This window comes from Bacillus sp. FH, from assembly GCF_052216825.1.
Lineage (GTDB): Bacteria > Bacillota > Bacilli > Bacillales > Bacillaceae_G > Bacillus_A > Bacillus_A paranthracis.
On the sequence record NZ_JBQOUU010000001.1, the window covers coordinates 935,025 to 956,199 of the forward strand.

The window sequence follows — 21,175 nt, forward strand, 5'->3', positions numbered from 1 at the left end:
AAGATAATTACCTTATTTATATAAGGTAATTATCTTCTTTTTTGTATTTTGATAGATTTTCACACATTCTATTTCTTACGAACGCGTTTCAATCGTCACATCGCCCGCAGCTGTTTTACCGCTAATCTTTTTACTCCCATTACCAATCGTTACGTCTTTATTTTCTTCATTAAAAATTATTACATCCCCGGCAGCACTTTGCCCAGTAATTACCGCATCTTTTGGTTTTTCCGATAAAGTAATATTTACATCTCCCGCAGTTGAACTTGCTTCTAGATTGTACTTAGAATCATGATCTAGAATATTTATTTCCCCACTGGTCGTTTTTGCAGTCACTTTCCCTATTACTTTTTTAAAGTTTACTTCACCAGCTTTTGTAGATCCCTCCACATTCTTAGCCGTTACATGTTTCAAATCCACTTCTCCAGTAAGTGTTCTAGCACTTACACGGTCACTTTTCACATCACTTATTTCAATTTGTCCCGCAGATGAATTTACTTTTACATCTTGGTAAGAGCGTTCAGGCACAAGGAGAGTCAATGTAGACGTTTGAAACCTAAAATCGTAAAAAGAAAAATCAAATGAAGCACCTTTTTCTCTTTCCCCAATGATTTTTAATGTGTCACCATCTTCAGTAATATGAATCTCTTGTTTACGCGCATCTCCTAATTGCTTTACATAAAAAGAAGCGTCAGGAGATTTTTGGACAACAATATCCCCGACATCTAACTTAACTTCTATATTTTTTAGTGTTTCGTTTTTAATTATATCTTCTTTGTTTCCTTTTTCTGCAGTTTGCACTGCTTTTTCATATGTTTGTGAAATTCCTATTACTCCAATAATGATACAAGCGATCGCTACTAACAATATTTTTTTCATCATCTACTCCCCTTTTATCATTTTGAAGTTCCATATGACATAACGTACACATAACCTTTTAAACCACTTCGTACTATAATAAGCGATAATACATAACAACAAACCTATCCCAACAAATGTTATACTTACGAATACATCTAACCATATAAATGTGCCCATAAATACTTTTCCAATAACGAAAAATGGTGTCACTACACTAACAATCCCACCGACCCAAAAAGAGAATATAAAAGCGATAATTGCAACTAACGGGCCTAATACAATAATGAAATTAAACAAACTAAGTCCAATCGCTGCCATGACAGCTCTTGTCACATTTGAAGTTGACGGATCTTTTTTCATTTCATCAAATCGATACATCGCAAGTAATTCTTTTGCAATTACTTTCGGAGAGCCAAGACCCTTTATTATTTCCGATTCAGTTTTCCCCTCTTCTATCCCAAACTGAAAATGCTCTTCATAATCAAATAAAATATCTTTCCTCTCTTCGTCCGGTAACTTTCTAAGATGACTTGATAATTCCTTAAGAAACTGTTCTTTACTCATCCCATTCCACCCCTTCAATAATTTCTTGTACACCTTTCGCAAAATCACGCCACTCTGTTACTAACAAATTCAGTTGCGTTTCCCCTTGCTCAGTTAGTTGATAATATTTGCGAGGTGGTCCTTCCGTAGATTCTTTTAAATACGTTTGAAAATATCCTTCCTTCGTTAAACGGCGTAATAAAGGATATACTGACCCTTCCGATATTAAAAATTTATTTGAGATTTGCTGAACAAGTTCATAGCCGTAACAATCCTTACGTTTCACAAGTGCCAGTACACATAGTTCTAACACACCTTTTTTAAACTGAACGTTCAAGGACAATCCCCCTTTCTCATTTCAGTACTGTTCAATACACAGTACCTTCCTTATCCATAATATACCACTTAGTATTGTTTATTGCAAGGTACTATATTTTTAAACACTCGAACTTTAGTATGAAACATATCCAATACCGAACACAACATATCATTCAATTTTTTATATCCATAGATATTACGCATGTTACTTTTACTTATCCACCCTTTTGGAACACAAAACAATTCGAATTTCACCACGTTACATTAAAGTTATGGAATAGAAATTTAAATACCGTCATAATTTTTTCAGACATCTATTCAATTCATTTCAACTAACACCTATATTGCCAACAAATAAAAAAGCCCTGATACCGTAGTATCAGGGCTCCTCACCTCTTAGTAAAGAGACATATATTGATCGCGTTCCCATTGGTGAACTTGCGTACGGAAGATATCCCACTCAATTTCTTTCGCTTCGATGAAGTGCTCAAGTAAGTGATCTCCTAATGCGTTACTAATTACTTCGTTAGATTGTAATGTAACTAAAGCTTGCGCTAATGTTGCTGGTAAGTCAACGATACCTGCTTCTTCGCGCTCTTCTTTTGTCATTACGTAGATGTTACGATCTACTGCAGCTGGTGGAGTTAATTTGTTTTTAATTCCATCAAGACCTGCTGCTAATAATGTAGCCATTACTAAATATGGGTTTGCAGCTGGGTCAACACTACGTACTTCTACGCGTGTACTAATACCACGAGATGCAGGGATACGTACTAATGGACTACGGTTTTGTGCAGACCATGCTACGTAACAAGGAGCTTCGTATCCAGGTACTAAACGCTTGTAAGAGTTTACAGTTGGGTTTGCCACCGCTGTAAATGCTGGTGCGTGTTTTAAAATACCTGCGATGAAGTGACGAGCATCATCACTTAATTGTAAGTCACCGTTTTGATCATAGAATACGTTCTCACCATTTTTGAATAGTGATAAGTTACAGTGCATACCTGAACCGTTCACACCGTATAATGGTTTTGGCATAAATGTTGCGTGTAAACCGTGTTTACGAGCAATTGTTTTTACAACAAGTTTGAATGTTTGAATGTCATCACATGAACGAATTGCATTTGCATATTTGAAGTCAATTTCGTGCTGCCCTGGAGCAACCTCATGGTGAGACGCTTCAATTTCAAAGCCCATTTCTTCAAGTTCAAGAACGATATCACGACGACAGTTTTCCCCTAGATCCATCGGCGCAAGGTCGAAGTATCCACCGTTATCGTTTAATTCTAATGTTGGATTTCCTTTTTCATCTACTTTGAATAGGAAGAATTCTGGCTCTGGTCCAAGATTGAAATCTGAGAATCCTAAAGCTTCCATTTCTTTTAATACACGTTTTAAATTGTTACGTGGATCCCCTTCAAATGGAGTGCCATCTGCATTGTAAATATCACAGATCAATCGAGCTACTTTACCTTTTTCAGCTGTCCAAGGGAAAATCACCCAAGTATCTAAGTCTGGATATAAGTACATATCAGATTCTTCAATACGTACGAAACCTTCAATAGAAGATCCATCAAACATCATTTTGTTATCAAGAGCTTTTGTTAATTGGCTCACTGGAATTTCTACGTTTTTAATTACCCCTAAAAGGTCCGTAAATTGTAAACGTATATACTTTACATTCTCTTCTTTCGCCAAACGGAAAATATCTTCTTTTGTGTACCTAGCCATTATAAATTCCTCCTTAGTCCCTCTAAACACCTTCAGAATCAGTTCTCTTTAGTGAAAAAACCTTGAAATATCACCTTGTCGCAATGAAGTTCGATTAAATCTACCTGTATGTTGTAGTTCGTCTCGAAGTATTTTGCGAAGCTCAGTTTTTGAAATTTCTTTCGTTTCTTCTTTTACTTTCACTGCTTCTGTTTGATTTTCTTTCATTAGTAACACTTGTTTAATACCAGCCATATTCAAGCCTTGATCTAATAAATCTTTAATCTCTAACAACTTATCTACATCGTTAAATGAAAATAATCTACGATTCCCCTTTGTACGGGTTGGAGAAACAAGATTATGCTCTTCATAGTAGCGAATTTGACGTGCAGATAATTGTGTTAAATCCATAACAATACCAATAGGAAACAGCGGGGCAGAACGTCTATCTTCTTTCATCGTTTCAGTTCCTCCTTCGCCTTAACTGCTTCTCATTTTATACCATGTTATGTTTGATGTCAATAGATGTTAGCTTTTCTTACATGATTTTTTTAAAAAGTTTTTTCATTCTTTTTTCTAATGAAATAAATCATTACTTTCACGCGAAAAAAGCTGTCGAAATCGACAGCTTCCCTTTAAGAAATTGTTAATAATTCTTTTTCAATTAATGCATCAATTGCAGAACAAATCGCAATCTTCACATGCGAATAAGTTAGCCCACCTTGTACGTAAGCAACATAAGGCGGACGAATTGGACCATCAGCCGACAATTCAATACTTGCACCTTGAATAAACGTTCCCGCAGCCATAATTACATCATCTTCATACCCCGGCATATAGTTGGCATATGGAGTGAAGTGAGAGTTAATCGGAGATGCATATTGAATTGCTTGGCAGAATGCAATCATGCGATCTTTATCATCAAATTGAACAGATTGAATTAAATCTGTTCTTGGTGCATTCCACGCTGGTGATGTATTCATTCCTAACTTTTCTAAAAATGCAGCTGTAAAAATCGCACCTTTTAGCGCTTGTCCTGCTACATGCGGCGCTAAGAAGAAACCTTGATACATTTCTTGCAGACTGTATAAAGATGCCCCTGCTTCCGCACCGATTCCTGGAGATGTTAAACGATAGGCGCACGCTTCAACATACTGTTCTTTACCAACAATGTAACCACCAGTTTTAACAATTCCCCCGCCCGGGTTTTTAATAAGCGAACCTGCCATTAAATCTGCACCAACATGACATGGCTCTTGTTCTTCAATAAACTCGCCATAACAGTTATCTACAAACACGACAACATCCGGTTTAATTTCTTTAACAAACGCTATCATTTCTTTAATTTGAGAAATAGTAAAAGACGGACGAGTAGCATAACCTTTTGAGCGCTGAATACCGATCATTTTCGTATTACTATGAATGGCAGCCGCAACAGCTCCTAAATCAACAAGCCCCTCTTCAGTAAGCGGAACTGCATTATAACCAATATTATATTCTTTGAATGATCCTACACCTTTTCCGCGTACACCAACGATTTCTTCTAACGTATCATACGGCTTACCAGTGATGTACAATAACTCATCTCCTGGACGTAAAATACCGAATAGCGCTGTAGAAATAGCGTGAGTACCTGAAATAATTTGCGGACGAACAAGACCAGCTTCCGCTCCAAATACATCCGCATACACTTTCTCTAACGTATCACGACCAATATCGTCATAACCGTAACCTGTCGTTGGAATAAAATGTGAATCGCTAATTTTATGTTTACGAAAACTTTCTAACACACGAAACTGATTACTTTCAATTACTTCATCCGCACGTTTATGTACTTCTGTAATTTGGCTCTCTACTTCTTTTACGATTGGAGCAATTTTTTCTCCATTTTTCAAACGATCAAACATTTTTATTTTCTCCTTCTTCCACTAAAAATCTCTTTAATTGTACATTAAGCGATGAATGAGCAAAAATATACCCCGCGCAATCATATACAAATTTATCTTCCAAAAACTCCATTTTTGTTAATAGCGTCTCCGTCTTTAATAGAGTTAATAACTTACCTTCACTCGGAGGAATCTCCACTTGATAACGATTCATTTCTTCCTTCATTTTCGTTTCTATCGCTTCTTTTATATGTAATAGATCCTTTTCTTCAAAAGCACTAGTCATTAAGAAGTCATTTTTCGGAAACGGAATAAAGTTTTGATGTAATTCATCTTTTTTATTATATAACGTAATAATAGGAATATGATTTATTTCGAGTTCTGACAATAATTGTTTTACTGTTTTCTCATGCCCTACATAATTAGGATCTGCAGAATCCACAACATGTAAAATAACATCCGCTTCACCAGCTTCTTCTAACGTCGAACGGAATGCAGCAATTAATGACGTAGGTAAATCTTGTATAAAACCAACTGTATCAGTTAGTAATACTGTATAACCAGAAGGTAGCGGCATCTTCCTTGTTGTCGGGTCTAGTGTTGCAAACAACAAGTTTTCTTCAAACGTATCAGCTTCCGTTAATCTATTAAACAGTGTAGATTTTCCCGCATTCGTATATCCTATTAACGAAACTTGAAATACTTTATTATCTTTTCTTCTCTCACGATATCTTTTTCGATGTTCCACAACAACTGCAAGTTGCTTCTTTATTTCATCAACGCGCGCTCGAATATGACGACGATCAGTCTCAAGTTTCGTTTCACCTGGCCCTCTCGTTCCAATACCACCACCAAGACGTGATAAAGACAATCCTTGCCCCATAAGACGCGGCATTGTATATTGCAACTGAGCTAATTCTACTTGAAGCTTCCCTTCTCTCGACTTCGCACGTTGCGCAAAAATATCTAATATGAGTTGCGTTCGATCAATTACCCTCGCATCTAATACTGCGGATAAATTCCGAATTTGACTCGGTGTTAATTCGTTATTAAATACGATAACATCCGGTTCTAGTTCTTCAGTTAACATTGTAAGCTCTTCTAATTTACCTTTACCTATATAAGTCGCCGGATGAAACTTCGGTCGTTTTTGCGTTGTAGACACTAACAATTCTGCTCGTGCAGTTTTCGCTAATGATGCAAGTTCTTTCATGGAATGCATAAATTTTTCATCATCATCTTGCGGCAATTGACAGCCCACTAATATGACTTTCTCTTTTTCTTCCATCAAATATGTTCACTCATCCTTTTCGAAATTTAAACCTTCTAATATAATAGCAGAGGAAGCACATTTCATCTAGTTAGCGGGGGAGAAAATTCATGGCATGGGAGATTTTTAGCATCATAGGCACAATTGCTTTCGCATTAAGCGGGGCTATTGTTGCAATGGAAGAGGATTATGATATTTTCGGGGTGTATATTTTAGGAATGGCAACCGCATTTGGGGGAGGTGCCCTTCGTAATTTATTAATTGGTTATCCGATTGTCGCATTTTGGCAACAAGACATGTTATTCCAAATCGCACTTTTATCAATGACGATTATTTTTCTTTTTCCAAATAAATTAATTAGACACTGGAAAAAGTGGGAAAACATCACTGATGCTATCGGCTTATCAGCATTTGCCGTACAAGGGGCATTATACGCTCAAAAATTAAATTTACCAATTAGCGCTACAATCGTAGCAGCCGTTTTAACTGGCATTGGAGGCGGTATTATCCGCGATCTTTTAGCCCGTAGAAAACCTCTCGTTCTTCGAGCTGATGTATATGCTTTTTGGACGATTCTGGCAGGTTTCTTAATCGGCGCTCAAATTATTGTTAGCGATTGGGCTCTATACACCTTATTCATTTTAATTGTTTGCTTCCGCATGGTTTCTATTCATTACAAATGGCATTTACCGCATAGACGCATCGACACAAACGAACGTTCAATGCATAAATAGCAATCCAACCTCTTTACAGATCGTAAAGAGGTTTTTCTTTTCTAACGAGTTTTTCCTTACATAATGTTTATACTAATTCTCAAAGCGAGGTGAACACAAATGACAAACCATGTGAATAAAGGGGCTCAAAAAAGCTCAGTAGGTCAAATTGGACATGATCCTAATTCTGCACACGAAAAAAGCGCTAAAATGGAACGTTTCCATAAATCTTATCAAGAAAAAGCAAAAAAATAGTAGAGCACTTATATAAAAAAACAGACGCACAGTTTACGTACTGTGCGTCTCCTCTTCAAGCATCAAATCACTACTTGATATTCCAATCAAATCATATTTATCATACGCATCCTCTTGTAACAACCGCATAGCTTGTGTACGAATTGATTTTTCAACAATATTCCGAACATATCGTCCATTACTAAAGGATGTAATTTGCGATGAGTACTTTACAGCATGTAAATGATCTCTAAATTTCCATTCAGCCTCTTTCGATAACTGATATTCACGTTCTTCATACATCCTCTTCCCTATTTCTAACAGCTGATTTACTGAGTAATCCGCAAACTCAATTATAAACGGAAAACGAGATTGCAGTCCTGGATTCAATGAAAGAAAGTGATTCATCTCTCTGGAATATCCAGCTAAAATCAATACAAAACCGTGTTGTTTATCTTCCATATGTTTTACGAGCGTATCAATTGCTTCTTTTCCAAAATCTTTTTCTCCCCCTCGTGCTAATGAATAAGCCTCATCAATAAACAAAATTCCCCCCATTGCTTTTTTTATTAAATCTCTTGTTTTTTGAGCCGTATGACCGATGTACTCTCCTACAAGATCTGCACGTTCAGCTTCAACTAAGTGCCCTTTTGATAGAATATTCATCTCAAATAACAATTTTCCTATCATTCTAGCAACAGTTGTCTTCCCTGTACCCGGATTGCCTTTAAACAACATATGGAGTACTTGCTTCTCAGACTTCAATCCTATTTCTTGTCTTTTTTTATTCACATAAATCCAAGCATATATTTCTTTTATTATCTTTTTTATATCATCCATCCCAACGAGTTTTCCCATCTCTTCTTCAATTCTTTGCAGCATCTCATGTTTCGTAGTAGTTTCATTTGAAATTACTGTTTTATTTTCTGCAGCCGGTAAAGAAATTTTCTTTCGATGATTTAACACAATGTTAATTTGATTATTATTTTTCTTTCGCATCGATTGTTCCATACAATCACCTCATTTTATCCACTCACCAAATATTATTATTCTTGTCTCCTTTGCAAATGACTATTTTCAGAAAAGTTTGCTATAATAAAAGAAATAATGAAGGTGGTGGGACTATGGAGACAACGGAATTCCATGATACAATACAAGCCTTTTCTATTTTTTTATTGAATAAAGGCCGAAAACCTTCAACCATTAAACGTTATGTTTATGACATTGAAGATTTCGGACATTGGTTAGAAAAAAACAAAAAGCTCCCTTCCAGTAATATATGGGCTACACTTTGTACAAAAGACTACGAAGATTACTTTTCCGACTTAAAAAAGAATCGACATTACTCAGAGAAAACGATGCACCGTGTATTCATTGTATTAAATCGAATGCATCACTTTCTAAATATTCCCAACCCATTAAAGAACATGGAAATTTCTATTCAACCAGACCGCACACTCCGCAATGAAGATTTCATTTCATCTGATGAAGAAAAAAGATTAAAACATATAGTCACTTCATTAGAAGGACTTTCAGAAAAACAACGTCCTGTACGCCCTTTATTGATGGATCGTAATATCGCTATTTTAAATTTATTAATTGACTATGGATTATCCTTACAGGAACTTACAGCATTAACTATGCATCACGTCCACTTTGAAACTAACACATTATCTATACCTGCAACCGCAGGAGTAGAAAGAACAATTACTTTAACTAGCGAAGACAAAAAACAACTATATACTTATTACAAAAGCATCCCCGAACCCGTTCGTCCAAAATATCATAGTAATGACCCATTATTTGTCGCATTCGATTTTAATCGCGGAACATATAGATGGGTATACGAAAATGATGCACCGAAGGGATTAACAGAAATCGCTATCCAAAAAATGATTCGCCTTGAAGTATCCAGAGCTAATTTACGCAAAGGAATCTCAGGACAACACTTTCGTAACACCTATATTTTAAACTTAATAAAAAAAGAAACTCCGGAGTCAGAAATTATAAAGCTAGCTGGCTTCAAATCAAAGATTTCACTAAAACGATATTATCAATACGCAGAAAATAGAAAAAACGCCTTATTATAAGGCGTTTTTTCTATTTTTTCTTCAAACAAACGATTTTACTATGACCATTTAACTAATTTTTGCATCTACTATGATGAGTTTCGTTCATATCCTCATTAGAAAGGAGAGATTTAATGTCTCATTATAACGACAGTCAGAACAAATTCTCCAAACCATGCTTTCCAAGTAGCGCTGGACGAATTCCAAATACTCCATCAATCCCAGTTACTAAGGCACAACTTAGAACATTCCGCGCAATCATTATCGATTTAACAAAAATAATCCCAAAACTTTTCGCAAATCCATCTCCCCAAAATATTGAAGATCTAATTGATACATTGAACCTACTAAGTAAATTTATTTGTTCACTAGATGCTACTTCCTCCCTGAAAGCACAAGGGTTAGCTATTATTAAAAACTTAATAACTATATTAAAAAATCCAACTTTCGTAGCAAGCGCTGTATTTATCGAGCTTCAAAATCTAATTAATTATTTACTATCCATTACAAAACTATTCCGAATTGACCCTTGCACACTTCAAGAGCTTCTTAAATTAATCGCAGCATTACAAACCGCTCTAGTTAATTCTGCTTCATTCATTCAAGGACCTACTGGACCTACTGGGCCAGCAGGGCTACCGGTGCTACTGGCGCTACCGGACCTCGGGGTAATACGGGGGCTACTGGTGCTACTGGACCTCAAGGTAATACGGGGGCTACTGGTGCTACTGGACCTCGAGGTAACACGGGCGCTACTGGCGCCACTGGACCTCAAGGTAACACGGGCGCTACTGGCGCCACTGGACCTCAAGGTAACACAGGCGCTACTGGTGCTACCGGACCTCGAGGTAACACGGGCGCTACTGGCGCCACTGGACCTCAAGGTAACACGGGCGCTACTGGCGCCACTGGACCTCAAGGTAACACAGGCGCTACTGGTGCTACCGGACCTCGAGGTAACACGGGCGCTACTGGCGCTACTGGACCTCAAGGTAACACGGGCGCTACTGGTGCTACCGGACCTCAAGGTAACACAGGACCTGCTGGGGCTACTGGGGCCACTGGACCTCAAGGGCCTCAAGGTAACACGGGCGCTACTGGCGCTACCGGATCTCAAGGACCTGCTGGGGCTACTGGGGCCACTGGACCTCAAGGACCTCAAGGTAATACGGGGGCTACTGGCGCTACCGGATCTCAGGGACCTCAAGGTAATACAGGGGCTACTGGCGCTACCGGTGCTACTGGTATAGGAGTTACAGGACCGACCGGACCTTCTGGTGGGCCTCCTGGACCGACTGGACCTCAAGGGCCGGCGGGTGCTACCGGCGCTACTGGACCTCAAGGACCTCAAGGGCCGGCGGGTGCTACCGGCGCTACTGGACCTCAAGGACCTCAAGGGCCGGCGGGTGCTACCGGCGCTACTGGACCTCAAGGACCTCAAGGGCCGGCGGGTGCTACTGGTGCCACTGGACCTCAAGGCGTTCAAGGTAACACGGGCGCTACCGGCGCTACTGGACCTCAGGGTGCTCAAGGGCCGGCGGGTGCTACTGGTGCCACTGGACCTCAAGGTATTCAAGGGCCGGCGGGCGCTACTGGACCTCAAGGTGCTCAAGGGCCGGCGGGTGCTACTGGTGCCACTGGACCTCAAGGTATTCAAGGTCCGGCGGGCGCTACTGGACCTCAAGGTGCTCAAGGGCCGGCGGGTGCTACTGGACCTCAAGGTATTCAAGGTCCGGCGGGCGCTACCGGCGCTACTGGACCTCAGGGTGCTCAAGGGCCGGCGGGTGCTACTGGTGCTACTGGACCTCAAGGTGCTCAAGGACCGGCGGGTGCTACTGGTGCTACTGGACCTCAAGGCGTTCAAGGGCCGGCGGGCGCTACCGGTGCCACTGGACCTCAAGGTAACACGGGTGCCACTGGACCTCAAGGTGCTCAAGGGCCGGCGGGTGCTACCGGCGCTACTGGACCTCAAGGTATTCAAGGACCGGCGGGCGCTACCGGCGCTACTGGACCTCAAGGTGCTCAAGGGCCGGCGGGTGCTACCGGCGCTACTGGACCTCAAGGTATTCAAGGACCGGCGGGCGCTACCGGCGCTACTGGACCTCAGGGTGCTCAAGGGCCGGCGGGTGCTACTGGTGCTACTGGACCTCAAGGTGCTCAAGGACCGGCGGGTGCTACTGGTGCTACTGGACCTCAAGGCGTTCAAGGGCCGGCGGGCGCTACCGGTGCCACTGGACCTCAGGGTGCTCAAGGGCCGGCGGGTGCTACCGGCGCCACTGGACCTCAAGGCGTTCAAGGTAACACAGGTGCTACTGGACCTCAAGGCGTTCAAGGACCGGCAGGTGCTACTGGTGCCACTGGACCTCAGGGTGCTCAAGGTAACACAGGTGCTACTGGACCTCAAGGCGTTCAAGGACCGGCAGGTGCTACTGGTGCCACTGGACCTCAGGGTGCTCAAGGTAACACAGGTGCTACTGGACCTCAAGGCGTTCAAGGACCGGCAGGTGCTACTGGTGCCACTGGACCTCAGGGTGCTCAAGGGCCGGCGGGTGCTACCGGCGCCACTGGACCTCAAGGCGTTCAAGGACCGGCAGGTGCTACTGGTGCTACTGGACCTCAAGGCGTTCAAGGACCGGCAGGTGCTACTGGTGCTACTGGACCTCAGGGTATTCAAGGACCGGCGGGTGCTACTGGTGCCACTGGGCCTCAAGGCGTTCAAGGTAACACAGGTGCTACCGGCGCTACTGGACCTCAAGGTATTCAAGGACCAGCGGGTGCTACCGGCGCTACTGGACCTCAAGGCGTTCAAGGTAACACAGGTGCTACCGGCGCTACTGGACCTCAAGGTATTCAAGGACCGGCGGGTGCTACTGGTGCCACTGGACCTCAAGGCGTTCAAGGTAACACAGGTGCTACTGGTGCCACTGGACCTCAAGGTGTTCAAGGGCCAACGGGTGCTACTGGTATAGGAGTTACCGGACCTACTGGACCTTCTGGTGGGCCTCCTGGACCTACTGGACCTCAGGGACCTCAAGGTAATACAGGTGCTACCGGACCTCAAGGTATTCAAGGACCGGCGGGTGCTACTGGTGCCACTGGGCCTCAAGGCGTTCAAGGACCGGCGGGTGCTACTGGTGCCACTGGGCCTCAAGGTATTCAAGGACCGGCGGGTGCTACTGGTGCCACTGGACCTCAAGGCGTTCAAGGGCCAACGGGCGCTACTGGTATAGGAGTTACCGGACCTACTGGGCCTACTGGACCTAGCTTCCCTATAGCAACAATTGTTGTAACAAACAACATTCAACAAACAGTACTACAATTTAATAACTTTATCTTCAGTACTGCAATTAACGTAAATAATATTATCTTTAATGGCACAGACACAGTTACAGTTATCAACGGTGGTATTTATGTAATTAGCGTATCCATCTCTACAACTGCACCAGGATGTGCGCCACTCGGAGTAGGAATTTCAATAAATGGAGCAGTCGCAACTGACAACTTCTCTTCAAATTTAATAGGCGACTCACTTTCATTTACTACAATCGAAACATTAGCTGCAGGAGCAAACATTTCTGTCCAATCTACTCTTAACGAGATTACGATCCCTGCAACAGGAAATACTAACATTCGTCTAACTGTATTTAGAATCGCTTAAATTTCACTATTTATCGTTTATGGCAAATAAAAAAAGAGCGAGAAACTCGCTCTTTTTTTGTTATGTACAATAATTCATTACTATTCTAATTCAATTGAAACATTTTTTTGTGGTACAAATGTAGAAATTGCGTGTTTATAAATAAGCTGTTGCTTACCTTCTGTTTCCAGTAGGACTGTAAAATTATCAAATCCTTTAATTAATCCACGAAGCTGGAAACCATTTAATAAGTACAGCGTAACAAACGTATTCTCTTTACGGAGTTGATTTAAAAACTGATCTTGAATATTGATTGATTGCTTCATGTCGAATCCTCCTCTTTTTCTCTACTTACTATTATTCGACTTTAGTTGTAGCTTTCCTTCTATGTATCGTAAAATTTCTGACGTTTTTTCACCGTCTGTAACATCAAACCATGTGACATCCATCTTATTACGGAACCACGTTAATTGACGTTTTGCATAACGACGTGAATTCGTCTTTAATTGTGATACTGCTTCTTCTAAAGAGACACGATCCTCAAAATAATCATATATTTCTTTATACCCAATCGCTTGAATAGATTGACAATCTCGTATCCCTCGATTATACAACCCTTCTACTTCTTCTAATAAACCTTGGTCCATCATTATATCAACTCGTAAGTTAATGCGATCGTATAGCATTTCACGATCCATTGTCAAGCCAATTAAGGAAACATCGTATAATAACTCGTTTTCTTGTTTTTCAAGTTGATCACTCATTTTTTCACCCGTCGTGTGGAAAATTTCTAACGCCCTAATGACACGGCGTACATTATTTGCATGAATACGCTCAGCGCTGTCTGGGTCTACTTCCTGTAATTTCTTATGTACATATTCCACACCACGTTCTAATGCTAACTTTTCCATTTGTTCTCGGTATATAGCATCACCAGCATCATCCGTAAACTGATAATCGAATAAAACAGATTGTATATACAGACCAGTTCCACCAACGATAATCGGCAATTTACCACGCTTTGTAATCTCGCGAATATGCTTACGAACACGTTCTTGAAATTCGGCAACCGAAAATGATTCTTCCGGATTTTTTATATCAACCATATAATGTGGAATTCCGTCCATCTCTTCTTTCGTCACCTTTGCGGTTCCAATATCCATCGTACGATAAATCTGCATGGAATCTCCACTTATAATTTCACCATTTAACGCTTTGGCAAGATCAATACTTAACTTCGTCTTCCCAACAGCAGTTGGTCCAATGATGACAGCAACTTTTTCACGTTGCACTTCTCCCATATCATTCAACTCTCTTTATGTAATGTACTCCATCTATTGATTATATCCAATCTTACCAATTTTAACGGCATGATTGCAAGTTCTTTCATTACGGTACATGAAATTATAAATAAAAAAGAACATAGTTTGTCCAATTCCGCATATACATGATTAAAAATACCTTCGAGAGGATGAGTTAACTATGAAACAATCCACTATCAATTTTTCATCTTTGACAAAAGACCTCATTTTAGCTACTGCTACAAAAGAACACAATTGTTCACAAGAAGAATTATACTTCGCCTTAAATTGTTTACTACGTTCTTTTCATTCTGCTCTCCAAGAAACAACATTACATCTAGAAAATAAAGATACAGAGTATATACAAAACCAATTTTGCAGCGCATATAAAATTATTACAGGTAAAACTATTTATCCTTTTCAATAATCCATAAAAGGCGATTGCTTACATACTTTCAAGCAACCGCCTTTTATATTAATACATATATACTACTCTATAACTTTCACTTTTACAGATTTGCGCCCCCAGCTATTCGCACTATCATCTGAGCCAACTAAAACATCAATACGATTTCCTTTAATCGCACCACCAGTATCTCCAGCAATCGCTTCTCCATATCCTTCTACCCATACTTTTGATCCAAGTGGAATTACTTTAGGATCAACAGCAATTACTTTCATATTTGGATTCGCTGTTAAGTCATGCCCCATTGCAGTTAATACACGACCACCATACGAACCATTCTCACTCGGATCTGCTGTATATGCTGTCGCTTCTACCGTTATTTCACGTCCACTAGTCGGTGCACTTGTTTCATTAGATTTCGCAACTTGTTTCGTAGTTGACTGCTGTTTTGCCACAGGTTTACTTGATTCTACATTCTTAACAGATTCTTTACTCTTAACTACTTTATTACTTTTAACCGGCGTATTTACTCTTTCCGGCGCTTCTTCTTTCGTTGCAACTTCTTTCTTTTCAATCACTGGTGCCGTTCCTGTTAAAAATGGCACATGAACATATCCTGTTTTTCCATTATAGTCAAATTGCAACCATTCATTTTGAACTTGATTTGTCGTTTCAATTACATCATTTTTATTCAGTTTTCCAAGAATTTCTGAGTCAGTATTCGCTCCAGCGCGAACATTTAACACACCCGCCGTCACATAATATGTACTTTTTGTAAATTCAGCACTTACAAATGCTTCTTGACCATTTAATTTAATTTTGGTCCATCCGTTTTCTGTATTTACAACATCTAATTTATTTCCACTTAACATTTTACCTACAAGCTTAGACTCTACAGTTGGGTTTTCTCTAACATTTAATACGTCTGTTGTTACAATCGTTTCCGCTTTCGCAGAACCTGCAAAAATCCCAAGACCAAAAACTGCCGCCGTTGCTATACCTAATAATTTTTTCATGAATAGCCTCCATTTGCTTTGTTTTCGTATTTTTATTATAGCAACGGATTTTTAAGATTTTTAGAAAACACACAATTACAAACCATTCGTAATATACGATTAATGAGCTGTAACATAAATTTCCATATTAATGAATTACATTTCCAATAGAATTCCCAATAGTTTTCATATATTTTCCACATACAAGCACCAGAATTTTTTTCCAGAAAAAATTACAGTATTACTTTTTTGTTACAAAAAAATCATATTTCATTACATCTTTTACCAAAATTCATCATTCTCCAATTATCAACCTCCTTTTTTGTAATAAAAAGGAGCAGCTAATAAAAGCTACTCCCTTTACACGTATTATTTAACTTTCTTTTTCCAAATTCCCATCATAAGAGCAGAAACAACTGCCCCTATCAATATCGAGAAAATATATAACACTGGTTTATTTACTAAAGCGATAACAAACAATCCACCATGCGGTGCTGGTAATGTAATTTGGAATAACATTGATAATGCACCTGCAATACTTGAACCGACAACACAACTGACAATTACCCGAACCGGATCTGCTGCTGCAAATGGAATCGCACCTTCTGTAATAAACGATGCCCCCATAATATAATTTGTTAAACCAGACTTACGTTCCGCTTCTGTAAACTTCGATTTAAAGAAGGTAGTTGCTAACGCAATTGCAAGCGGTGGCACCATACCACCAGCCATAACCGCTGAATGCACTCCAAAGTTCTTCGCTTCTATCGCAGCAATACCAAACGTAAATGCCGCTTTATTAATTGGACCCCCCATATCAATTGCCATCATCGCACCTAAAATAAGGCCTAGTAATATAGCATTTGTACCGTTCAAACCATTTAACCATCCTGTTAACATTTCATTCAATGCTACTACAGGCGGAATTACTACTTTTTGCATAACAACTCCTGTAATCAATAATCCAAAGACCGGATATAACAATACAGGTTTAATTCCTTCTAATTGTACTGGTAGGCCTGAAAATAATTTTTTCAATCCTAAAACAACATATCCGGCTAAGAAACCAGCAATTAATCCACCTAAAAATCCAGCATTCGCATGTGCCGCTAAAAATCCTCCGACAACACCGGGCATAAAACCAGGACGATCAGCAATAGAACTAGCAATAAATCCTGCTAAAATTGGTACAAGGAATAAAAATGCCCCTGTTCCCCCTCCTCCAATAGACATGAACAATTCAGCTAAAGGACCTTCTGCTTTTATACCACCAAACGAAAACGCTAGCGCAATTAAAATCCCGCCACCAACAACGAATGGAAGCATATTACTTACGCCGTTCATTAAATGCTTATAAATTCCTAATCCATTTTCTTTCTCCGTATTTTCTGCCTTTCCATCCTCTTTTACACCTTTAAAGATTGGTGCATCTTGTTTTACAGCCCGATTAAGAAGCGTCTCCGTTTTTCTAATCCCATCAGCGACTGGCACTTGAATAACATGTTTACCAGCAAAACGATTCATTTCTACTTGTTTATCTGCCGCAACAATTATAGCTGTTGCGCGTTCAATATCCTCTTTCGTTAAACCGTTTTTTATACCTGTTGATCCATTCGTTTCAACTTTAATTGCAATTCCTAGCTCTGCTGCTTTTGCCTTCAAGCTATCTGCAGCCATATATGTGTGAGCGATTCCAGTCGGGCAAGCTGTAACAGCTAATACGTACGGTTCATTCCCTTCTGGTTTTGCAACTTCAACCTCTTCTTCTTTTTCATTTTCTTTTTCATCAAATAAACAAAGAAGTTCTTCTTCATCCTTCGCTTCTAACAATTGCTTACGAAACCCTTCATCCATTAATAGTGTAGATAGGCGTGATAACGTTTCTAAATGCGTATTATTCGCCCCTTCACTTGCAGCAATCATAAAAAATAAATGCGCAGGTTGTCCGTCAAGCGATTCATAGTTGATACCGCTTACACTTCTACCAAAACAAATCGCTGGTTGCTTAACCGCTTTTGTTTTCGCATGAGGTATAGCAATCCCTTCACCAATGCCGGTTGTACTTTGTGACTCCCTCTTTAAAATAGCTTCTTTAAATTCAGCTTTGCTATTTAAACGATTTGCCCCGTTTAATTTCTCAACTAACTCATCTATGACAGCTTCTTTATTTGAAGCTGTCAAATTCATAATAACTGTATCCCTTTTTAATAGTTCTGTAATTTTCATATGTTGCTTCCCCCTATCGCTTAGTTACAATTACTTGCGACAATAATTCTTCTACTTTTTCCTTTTCACATAAATCGGCTGAAAATGCTGTTGCACTCCCTGTTGCAACGCCATATTGAAATGCCTTTTCAATATCTTTTGTCTGTTCATATCTTCCTACAAATCCCGCAACGAGAGAATCTCAGCCCCAACCGAATTAATTACAACACCTTTTGGAATAGTTGCTTCATATATACCTTCTGCCGTAAATAATAAAGCTCCATCTCCGGCCATTGATACGATAACGTGCTCTACACCTTGTTCAACTAATTTTCTTCCATATGGTAAAACATCTTCTACTGTGGAAATCTCTACTCCGAATAACTCACCAAGTTCATGATGATTAGGCTTTATTAAAAATGGTTTATTTTTAACTACATGCTGCAAGGCACTACCACTTGCATCTACTACTACACGAATGCCTTTTTCAGCTCCGAACGCTGCGATTGATTCATAAAAGGTAGTTGGGATAGACGCTGGTACACTTCCAGCTAGTACAACACAATCTCCCTTTTGCATACTTTCAATTTGTTTCATTAATTGTTCAAATTGTTCCTTAGTCACACTAGGTCCTTGCCCATTTAATTCTGTTTCTTCTTGCCCTTTTATTTTCACATTAATTCGAGAATCTCCATCTACTTGGACGAAGTTTGTTGTTACACCTTCCGCCTGTAATACATCTTTAATAAATCGACCGGTAAATCCACCAGTAAATCCTAGCGCTACATTTTCAACACCTAAACGATGAAGAACGCGAGAAACATTAATTCCTTTTCCTCCAGGAAACTTCATATCTTTTTCTGCTCGATTTACTGCGCCTAACTCTAAGGAATTAACTTGTACTATATAATCAATAGATGGGTTTAAAGTTACTGTATAGATCATCGTTTATCAGCCTCAATTACATTGGTTTGTCTTTTATATTTTTCTAAATCAATTTCTAAATGGTTTGTAATAATATTCGCCTCTTCAACATTGGCAATTTTCGCAAACGCAACTTCCGAAAACTTACTTTCATCAATTAAGAAATATCCTTCATTTGCTAATGTTAATGCCATTTGCTTTAAAAGTGCCTCTTCCGGATCTGGTGTTGTAAAACCAAGTTGTTCATGTACACCATTCGCTCCTAAAAAACATTTATCAAAACGATACTTCTGCATGCTTTCCTGTGCCATAGCACCGATTAAAGCTTTCGTCCTACTCTTCATCATTCCGCCTAGTAAATATGCACGAATATGATTTTCAACTAAAGCTTCAATATGCATAAGTCCATTCGTAACAACGGTAACATCCTTATTTATTAAAAATGGAATCATTTCAAATGTTGTACTTCCTGCATCTAAATAAATGCAATCACCTTGTTCCACAACGTTAACCGCATACTTCGCAATTTGTTGTTTTATTTGAATGTTTTTGGATGATTTTTCAACCATCGTCGGCTCCTGTCCTTTTCCTGTTAAAACAGCTGCACCACCGTGAACTCTTTTTAATAACCGTTGTTTTTCCAATTGCGCTAAATCACGACGAATTGTTGATTCAGAGCTTTCTGTTCTTTCCACTAATTGTTGTAATTTAACAACCTTCTGCTCTTTTACAAGTTGCAATATCATTTGATGACGTTCAGGAGTTAACATTTTATTCACCTCTTCTTTGATTACAGTATAATGAAAACGATCACAAAAATCAACCATAAACATTCACAAATAACCAAAAACAATCACAAACAGTTATAAACAACAAAAAAGAAACCCATTGGATTGTTATATCAAATGGGTTCCTTTACTCGCTTCACTTATAAGGAAGCTTTATATATGCTTAAAACATCGTCTTTATTTAATTTTTTAAAGTTACCAAATTCGCCATAAGCCATCGCTTTATCCGCCATTACATCAATTTCATTTTCTCCAATAGCGTAATCAGATAACTTTACTGGTGCCTCAATTGAAGTCCAAAATTGACGTAAAGCCTCAATTCCTTCTAACGCAATTTCTCGATCAGTCTTTCCATCTGTTTCTACATCGAATACACGAATAGCGAACTGTTTAAAACGACTTACATTTTCATCTACAACATGCTTCATCCAGTTCGGGAATAAAATCGCAAGGCCACCCCCGTGTGGTATATCATGAACCGCAGAAACTGCATGTTCAATATTATGAGTTGCCCAGTCTCCTTTTACTCCCATCGCTAAAATCCCGTTTAACGCCATAGTACCGCAATATAAAATCGTTTCTCTATGCTCATAATTTTCTAAATCACTTAAAAGCTTAGGAGCTGTCTCAATGACTGTTTTTAAAACAGATTCACAATAACGATCTTGTAATTCTGTATTTGTTCCATGATGGAAATATTGCTCTAATACATGTGACATAATATCTACCATACCGTAAATTGTTTGATCCCTTGGCACAGACGCAGTATGGAGTGGATCTAAAATTGAAAACTGAGGGAAAGTAACTGGGCTACCCCAGCCATATTTTTCATTCGTTTCCCAATTTGTAATGACAGAACCAGCATTCATTTCAGATCCTGTTGCCGCAAGCGTAAGTACAGTACCAAATGGTAATGCCTCATTAGCAAATGCTTTTTTCGTTACAATATCCCATACATCTCCATCATATTTGCTACCAGCTGCAATTGCCTTCGTACAGTCAATTACACTTCCTCCACCAACTGCTAAAATAAATTCAACACCATTCTCTTTACAAATTTGAATTCCTTTCTTTACAGTTGATACACGTGGATTCGGTTCAACACCTGTCAATTCAAATATTTCCGCATTTATATCCTTTAAAATAGAAATTACATTATCATAAATACCGTTTCTTTTAATGCTGCCTCCCCCGTATACGAGAAGAACTTTTTTACCGAACTGTGGAATTTCAGTTTTCAATTGCTCTAATTGACCTTTACCGAAAATAAGTTTCGTTGGATTACGAAATACAAAATTTTGCATATCCCTTTACC

General features: G+C 39.3%; 18 protein-coding genes and 2 pseudogenes. 5 read left to right on the plus strand and 15 right to left on the minus strand.

Features of this window, described 5'->3' with window-relative positions; all coding sequences use genetic code 11:
- Positions 1-75: 75 nt before the first annotated feature.
- The 7 genes from ACTT1L_RS04995 to hflX form a co-directional block, all read right to left on the minus strand.
- The gene (locus tag ACTT1L_RS04995) at positions 76-882 is read right to left on the minus strand and encodes a DUF4097 family beta strand repeat-containing protein (RefSeq protein WP_442821821.1); all 807 of its coding nucleotides are present in this window, start codon (positions 880-882) and stop codon (positions 76-78) included.
- Positions 883-1,425, minus strand: coding sequence for a DUF1700 domain-containing protein (locus ACTT1L_RS05000; RefSeq protein ID WP_000032399.1), 543 nt, complete (start codon positions 1,423-1,425; stop codon positions 883-885).
- The gene (locus ACTT1L_RS05005) at positions 1,418-1,741 is read right to left on the minus strand and encodes a PadR family transcriptional regulator (protein WP_001102620.1); all 324 of its coding nucleotides are present in this window, start codon (positions 1,739-1,741) and stop codon (positions 1,418-1,420) included. Before ACTT1L_RS05005 ends, ACTT1L_RS05000 begins: the two co-directional genes overlap by 8 nt.
- Before the next feature lie 377 nt (positions 1,742-2,118).
- The gene (gene glnA, locus ACTT1L_RS05010) at positions 2,119-3,453 is read right to left on the minus strand and encodes a type I glutamate--ammonia ligase (RefSeq protein ID WP_000135330.1); all 1,335 of its coding nucleotides are present in this window, start codon (positions 3,451-3,453) and stop codon (positions 2,119-2,121) included.
- Between the two features lie 48 nt (positions 3,454-3,501).
- Positions 3,502-3,891 (minus strand): transcriptional repressor GlnR, encoded by a 390-nt coding sequence (gene glnR, locus ACTT1L_RS05015; RefSeq protein ID WP_000656783.1) that lies wholly within the window; start codon positions 3,889-3,891, stop codon positions 3,502-3,504.
- Between the two features lie 176 nt (positions 3,892-4,067).
- The gene (locus ACTT1L_RS05020) at positions 4,068-5,339 is read right to left on the minus strand and encodes a methionine gamma-lyase family protein (protein WP_000460300.1); all 1,272 of its coding nucleotides are present in this window, start codon (positions 5,337-5,339) and stop codon (positions 4,068-4,070) included.
- On the minus strand, positions 5,332-6,606 hold the full coding sequence (gene hflX / locus ACTT1L_RS05025) for a GTPase HflX (RefSeq protein WP_000391389.1): 1,275 nt from the start codon (positions 6,604-6,606) through the stop codon (positions 5,332-5,334). Before hflX ends, ACTT1L_RS05020 begins: the two co-directional genes overlap by 8 nt.
- A 92-nt stretch (positions 6,607-6,698) precedes the next feature.
- Between hflX and ACTT1L_RS05030 the strand changes: the two genes are divergently transcribed.
- Together ACTT1L_RS05030 and ACTT1L_RS05035 are read left to right on the plus strand one after the other, a co-directional pair.
- Positions 6,699-7,322 carry a trimeric intracellular cation channel family protein gene (locus ACTT1L_RS05030; RefSeq protein ID WP_000312265.1) on the plus strand — a complete coding sequence of 208 codons (624 nt, stop codon included), beginning with the start codon at positions 6,699-6,701 and terminating at the stop codon, positions 7,320-7,322.
- 99 nt (positions 7,323-7,421) lie between these two features.
- On the plus strand, positions 7,422-7,556 hold the full coding sequence (locus ACTT1L_RS05035) for a hypothetical protein (RefSeq protein ID WP_000181496.1): 135 nt from the start codon (positions 7,422-7,424) through the stop codon (positions 7,554-7,556).
- A 33-nt stretch (positions 7,557-7,589) separates the two neighbouring features.
- On the opposite strand, the gene spoVK is transcribed toward ACTT1L_RS05035, so the two are convergent.
- Positions 7,590-8,546, minus strand: coding sequence for a stage V sporulation protein K (spoVK, locus tag ACTT1L_RS05040; RefSeq protein WP_000438181.1), 957 nt, complete (start codon positions 8,544-8,546; stop codon positions 7,590-7,592).
- Between the two features lie 113 nt (positions 8,547-8,659).
- Between spoVK and ACTT1L_RS05045 the strand changes: the two genes are divergently transcribed.
- Complete coding sequence (locus ACTT1L_RS05045) at positions 8,660-9,625, plus strand: tyrosine-type recombinase/integrase (protein WP_000450313.1); 966 nt, start codon at positions 8,660-8,662, stop codon at positions 9,623-9,625.
- A gap of 113 nt (positions 9,626-9,738) precedes the next feature.
- Positions 9,739-13,262, plus strand: a pseudogene (locus tag ACTT1L_RS05050) (Gly-Xaa-Xaa repeat protein).
- Positions 13,263-13,342: 80 nt separating this feature from the next.
- Here ACTT1L_RS05050 and hfq read toward each other — a convergent pair.
- On the minus strand, positions 13,343-13,567 hold the full coding sequence (gene hfq, locus ACTT1L_RS05055; protein WP_000813896.1) for an RNA chaperone Hfq: 225 nt from the start codon (positions 13,565-13,567) through the stop codon (positions 13,343-13,345).
- Positions 13,568-13,588: 21 nt separating this feature from the next.
- Positions 13,589-14,542 carry a tRNA (adenosine(37)-N6)-dimethylallyltransferase MiaA gene (miaA, locus tag ACTT1L_RS05060; RefSeq protein ID WP_071741783.1) on the minus strand — a complete coding sequence of 318 codons (954 nt, stop codon included), beginning with the start codon at positions 14,540-14,542 and terminating at the stop codon, positions 13,589-13,591.
- 181 nt (positions 14,543-14,723) lie between these two features.
- Between miaA and ACTT1L_RS05065 the strand changes: the two genes are divergently transcribed.
- Positions 14,724-14,969, plus strand: a complete 246-nt coding sequence (locus ACTT1L_RS05065) for a hypothetical protein (RefSeq protein WP_000814415.1) — start codon at positions 14,724-14,726, stop codon at positions 14,967-14,969.
- Between the two features lie 62 nt (positions 14,970-15,031).
- On the opposite strand, the gene entD is transcribed toward ACTT1L_RS05065, so the two are convergent.
- The 5 genes and pseudogenes from entD to ACTT1L_RS05090 form a co-directional block, all read right to left on the minus strand.
- On the minus strand, positions 15,032-15,964 hold the full coding sequence (gene entD / locus ACTT1L_RS05070; protein ID WP_442821822.1) for a cell wall-binding protein EntD: 933 nt from the start codon (positions 15,962-15,964) through the stop codon (positions 15,032-15,034).
- Between the two features lie 348 nt (positions 15,965-16,312).
- Positions 16,313-18,169, minus strand: a complete 1,857-nt coding sequence (locus ACTT1L_RS05075) for a PTS fructose transporter subunit IIABC (RefSeq protein ID WP_000704626.1) — start codon at positions 18,167-18,169, stop codon at positions 16,313-16,315.
- Positions 18,170-18,182: 13 nt separating this feature from the next.
- Positions 18,183-19,093 (minus strand): annotated as a pseudogene (gene pfkB, locus ACTT1L_RS05080) (1-phosphofructokinase).
- Positions 19,090-19,842 carry a DeoR/GlpR family DNA-binding transcription regulator gene (locus ACTT1L_RS05085; RefSeq protein ID WP_242277002.1) on the minus strand — a complete coding sequence of 251 codons (753 nt, stop codon included), beginning with the start codon at positions 19,840-19,842 and terminating at the stop codon, positions 19,090-19,092. The pseudogene pfkB and the gene ACTT1L_RS05085 overlap by 4 nt, the downstream one beginning before the upstream one ends.
- A 158-nt stretch (positions 19,843-20,000) precedes the next feature.
- Positions 20,001-21,164: an iron-containing alcohol dehydrogenase gene (locus ACTT1L_RS05090; RefSeq protein ID WP_242277001.1), complete on the minus strand. Its 1,164-nt coding sequence runs from the start codon at positions 21,162-21,164 to the stop codon at positions 20,001-20,003.
- Positions 21,165-21,175: the final 11 nt, after the last annotated feature.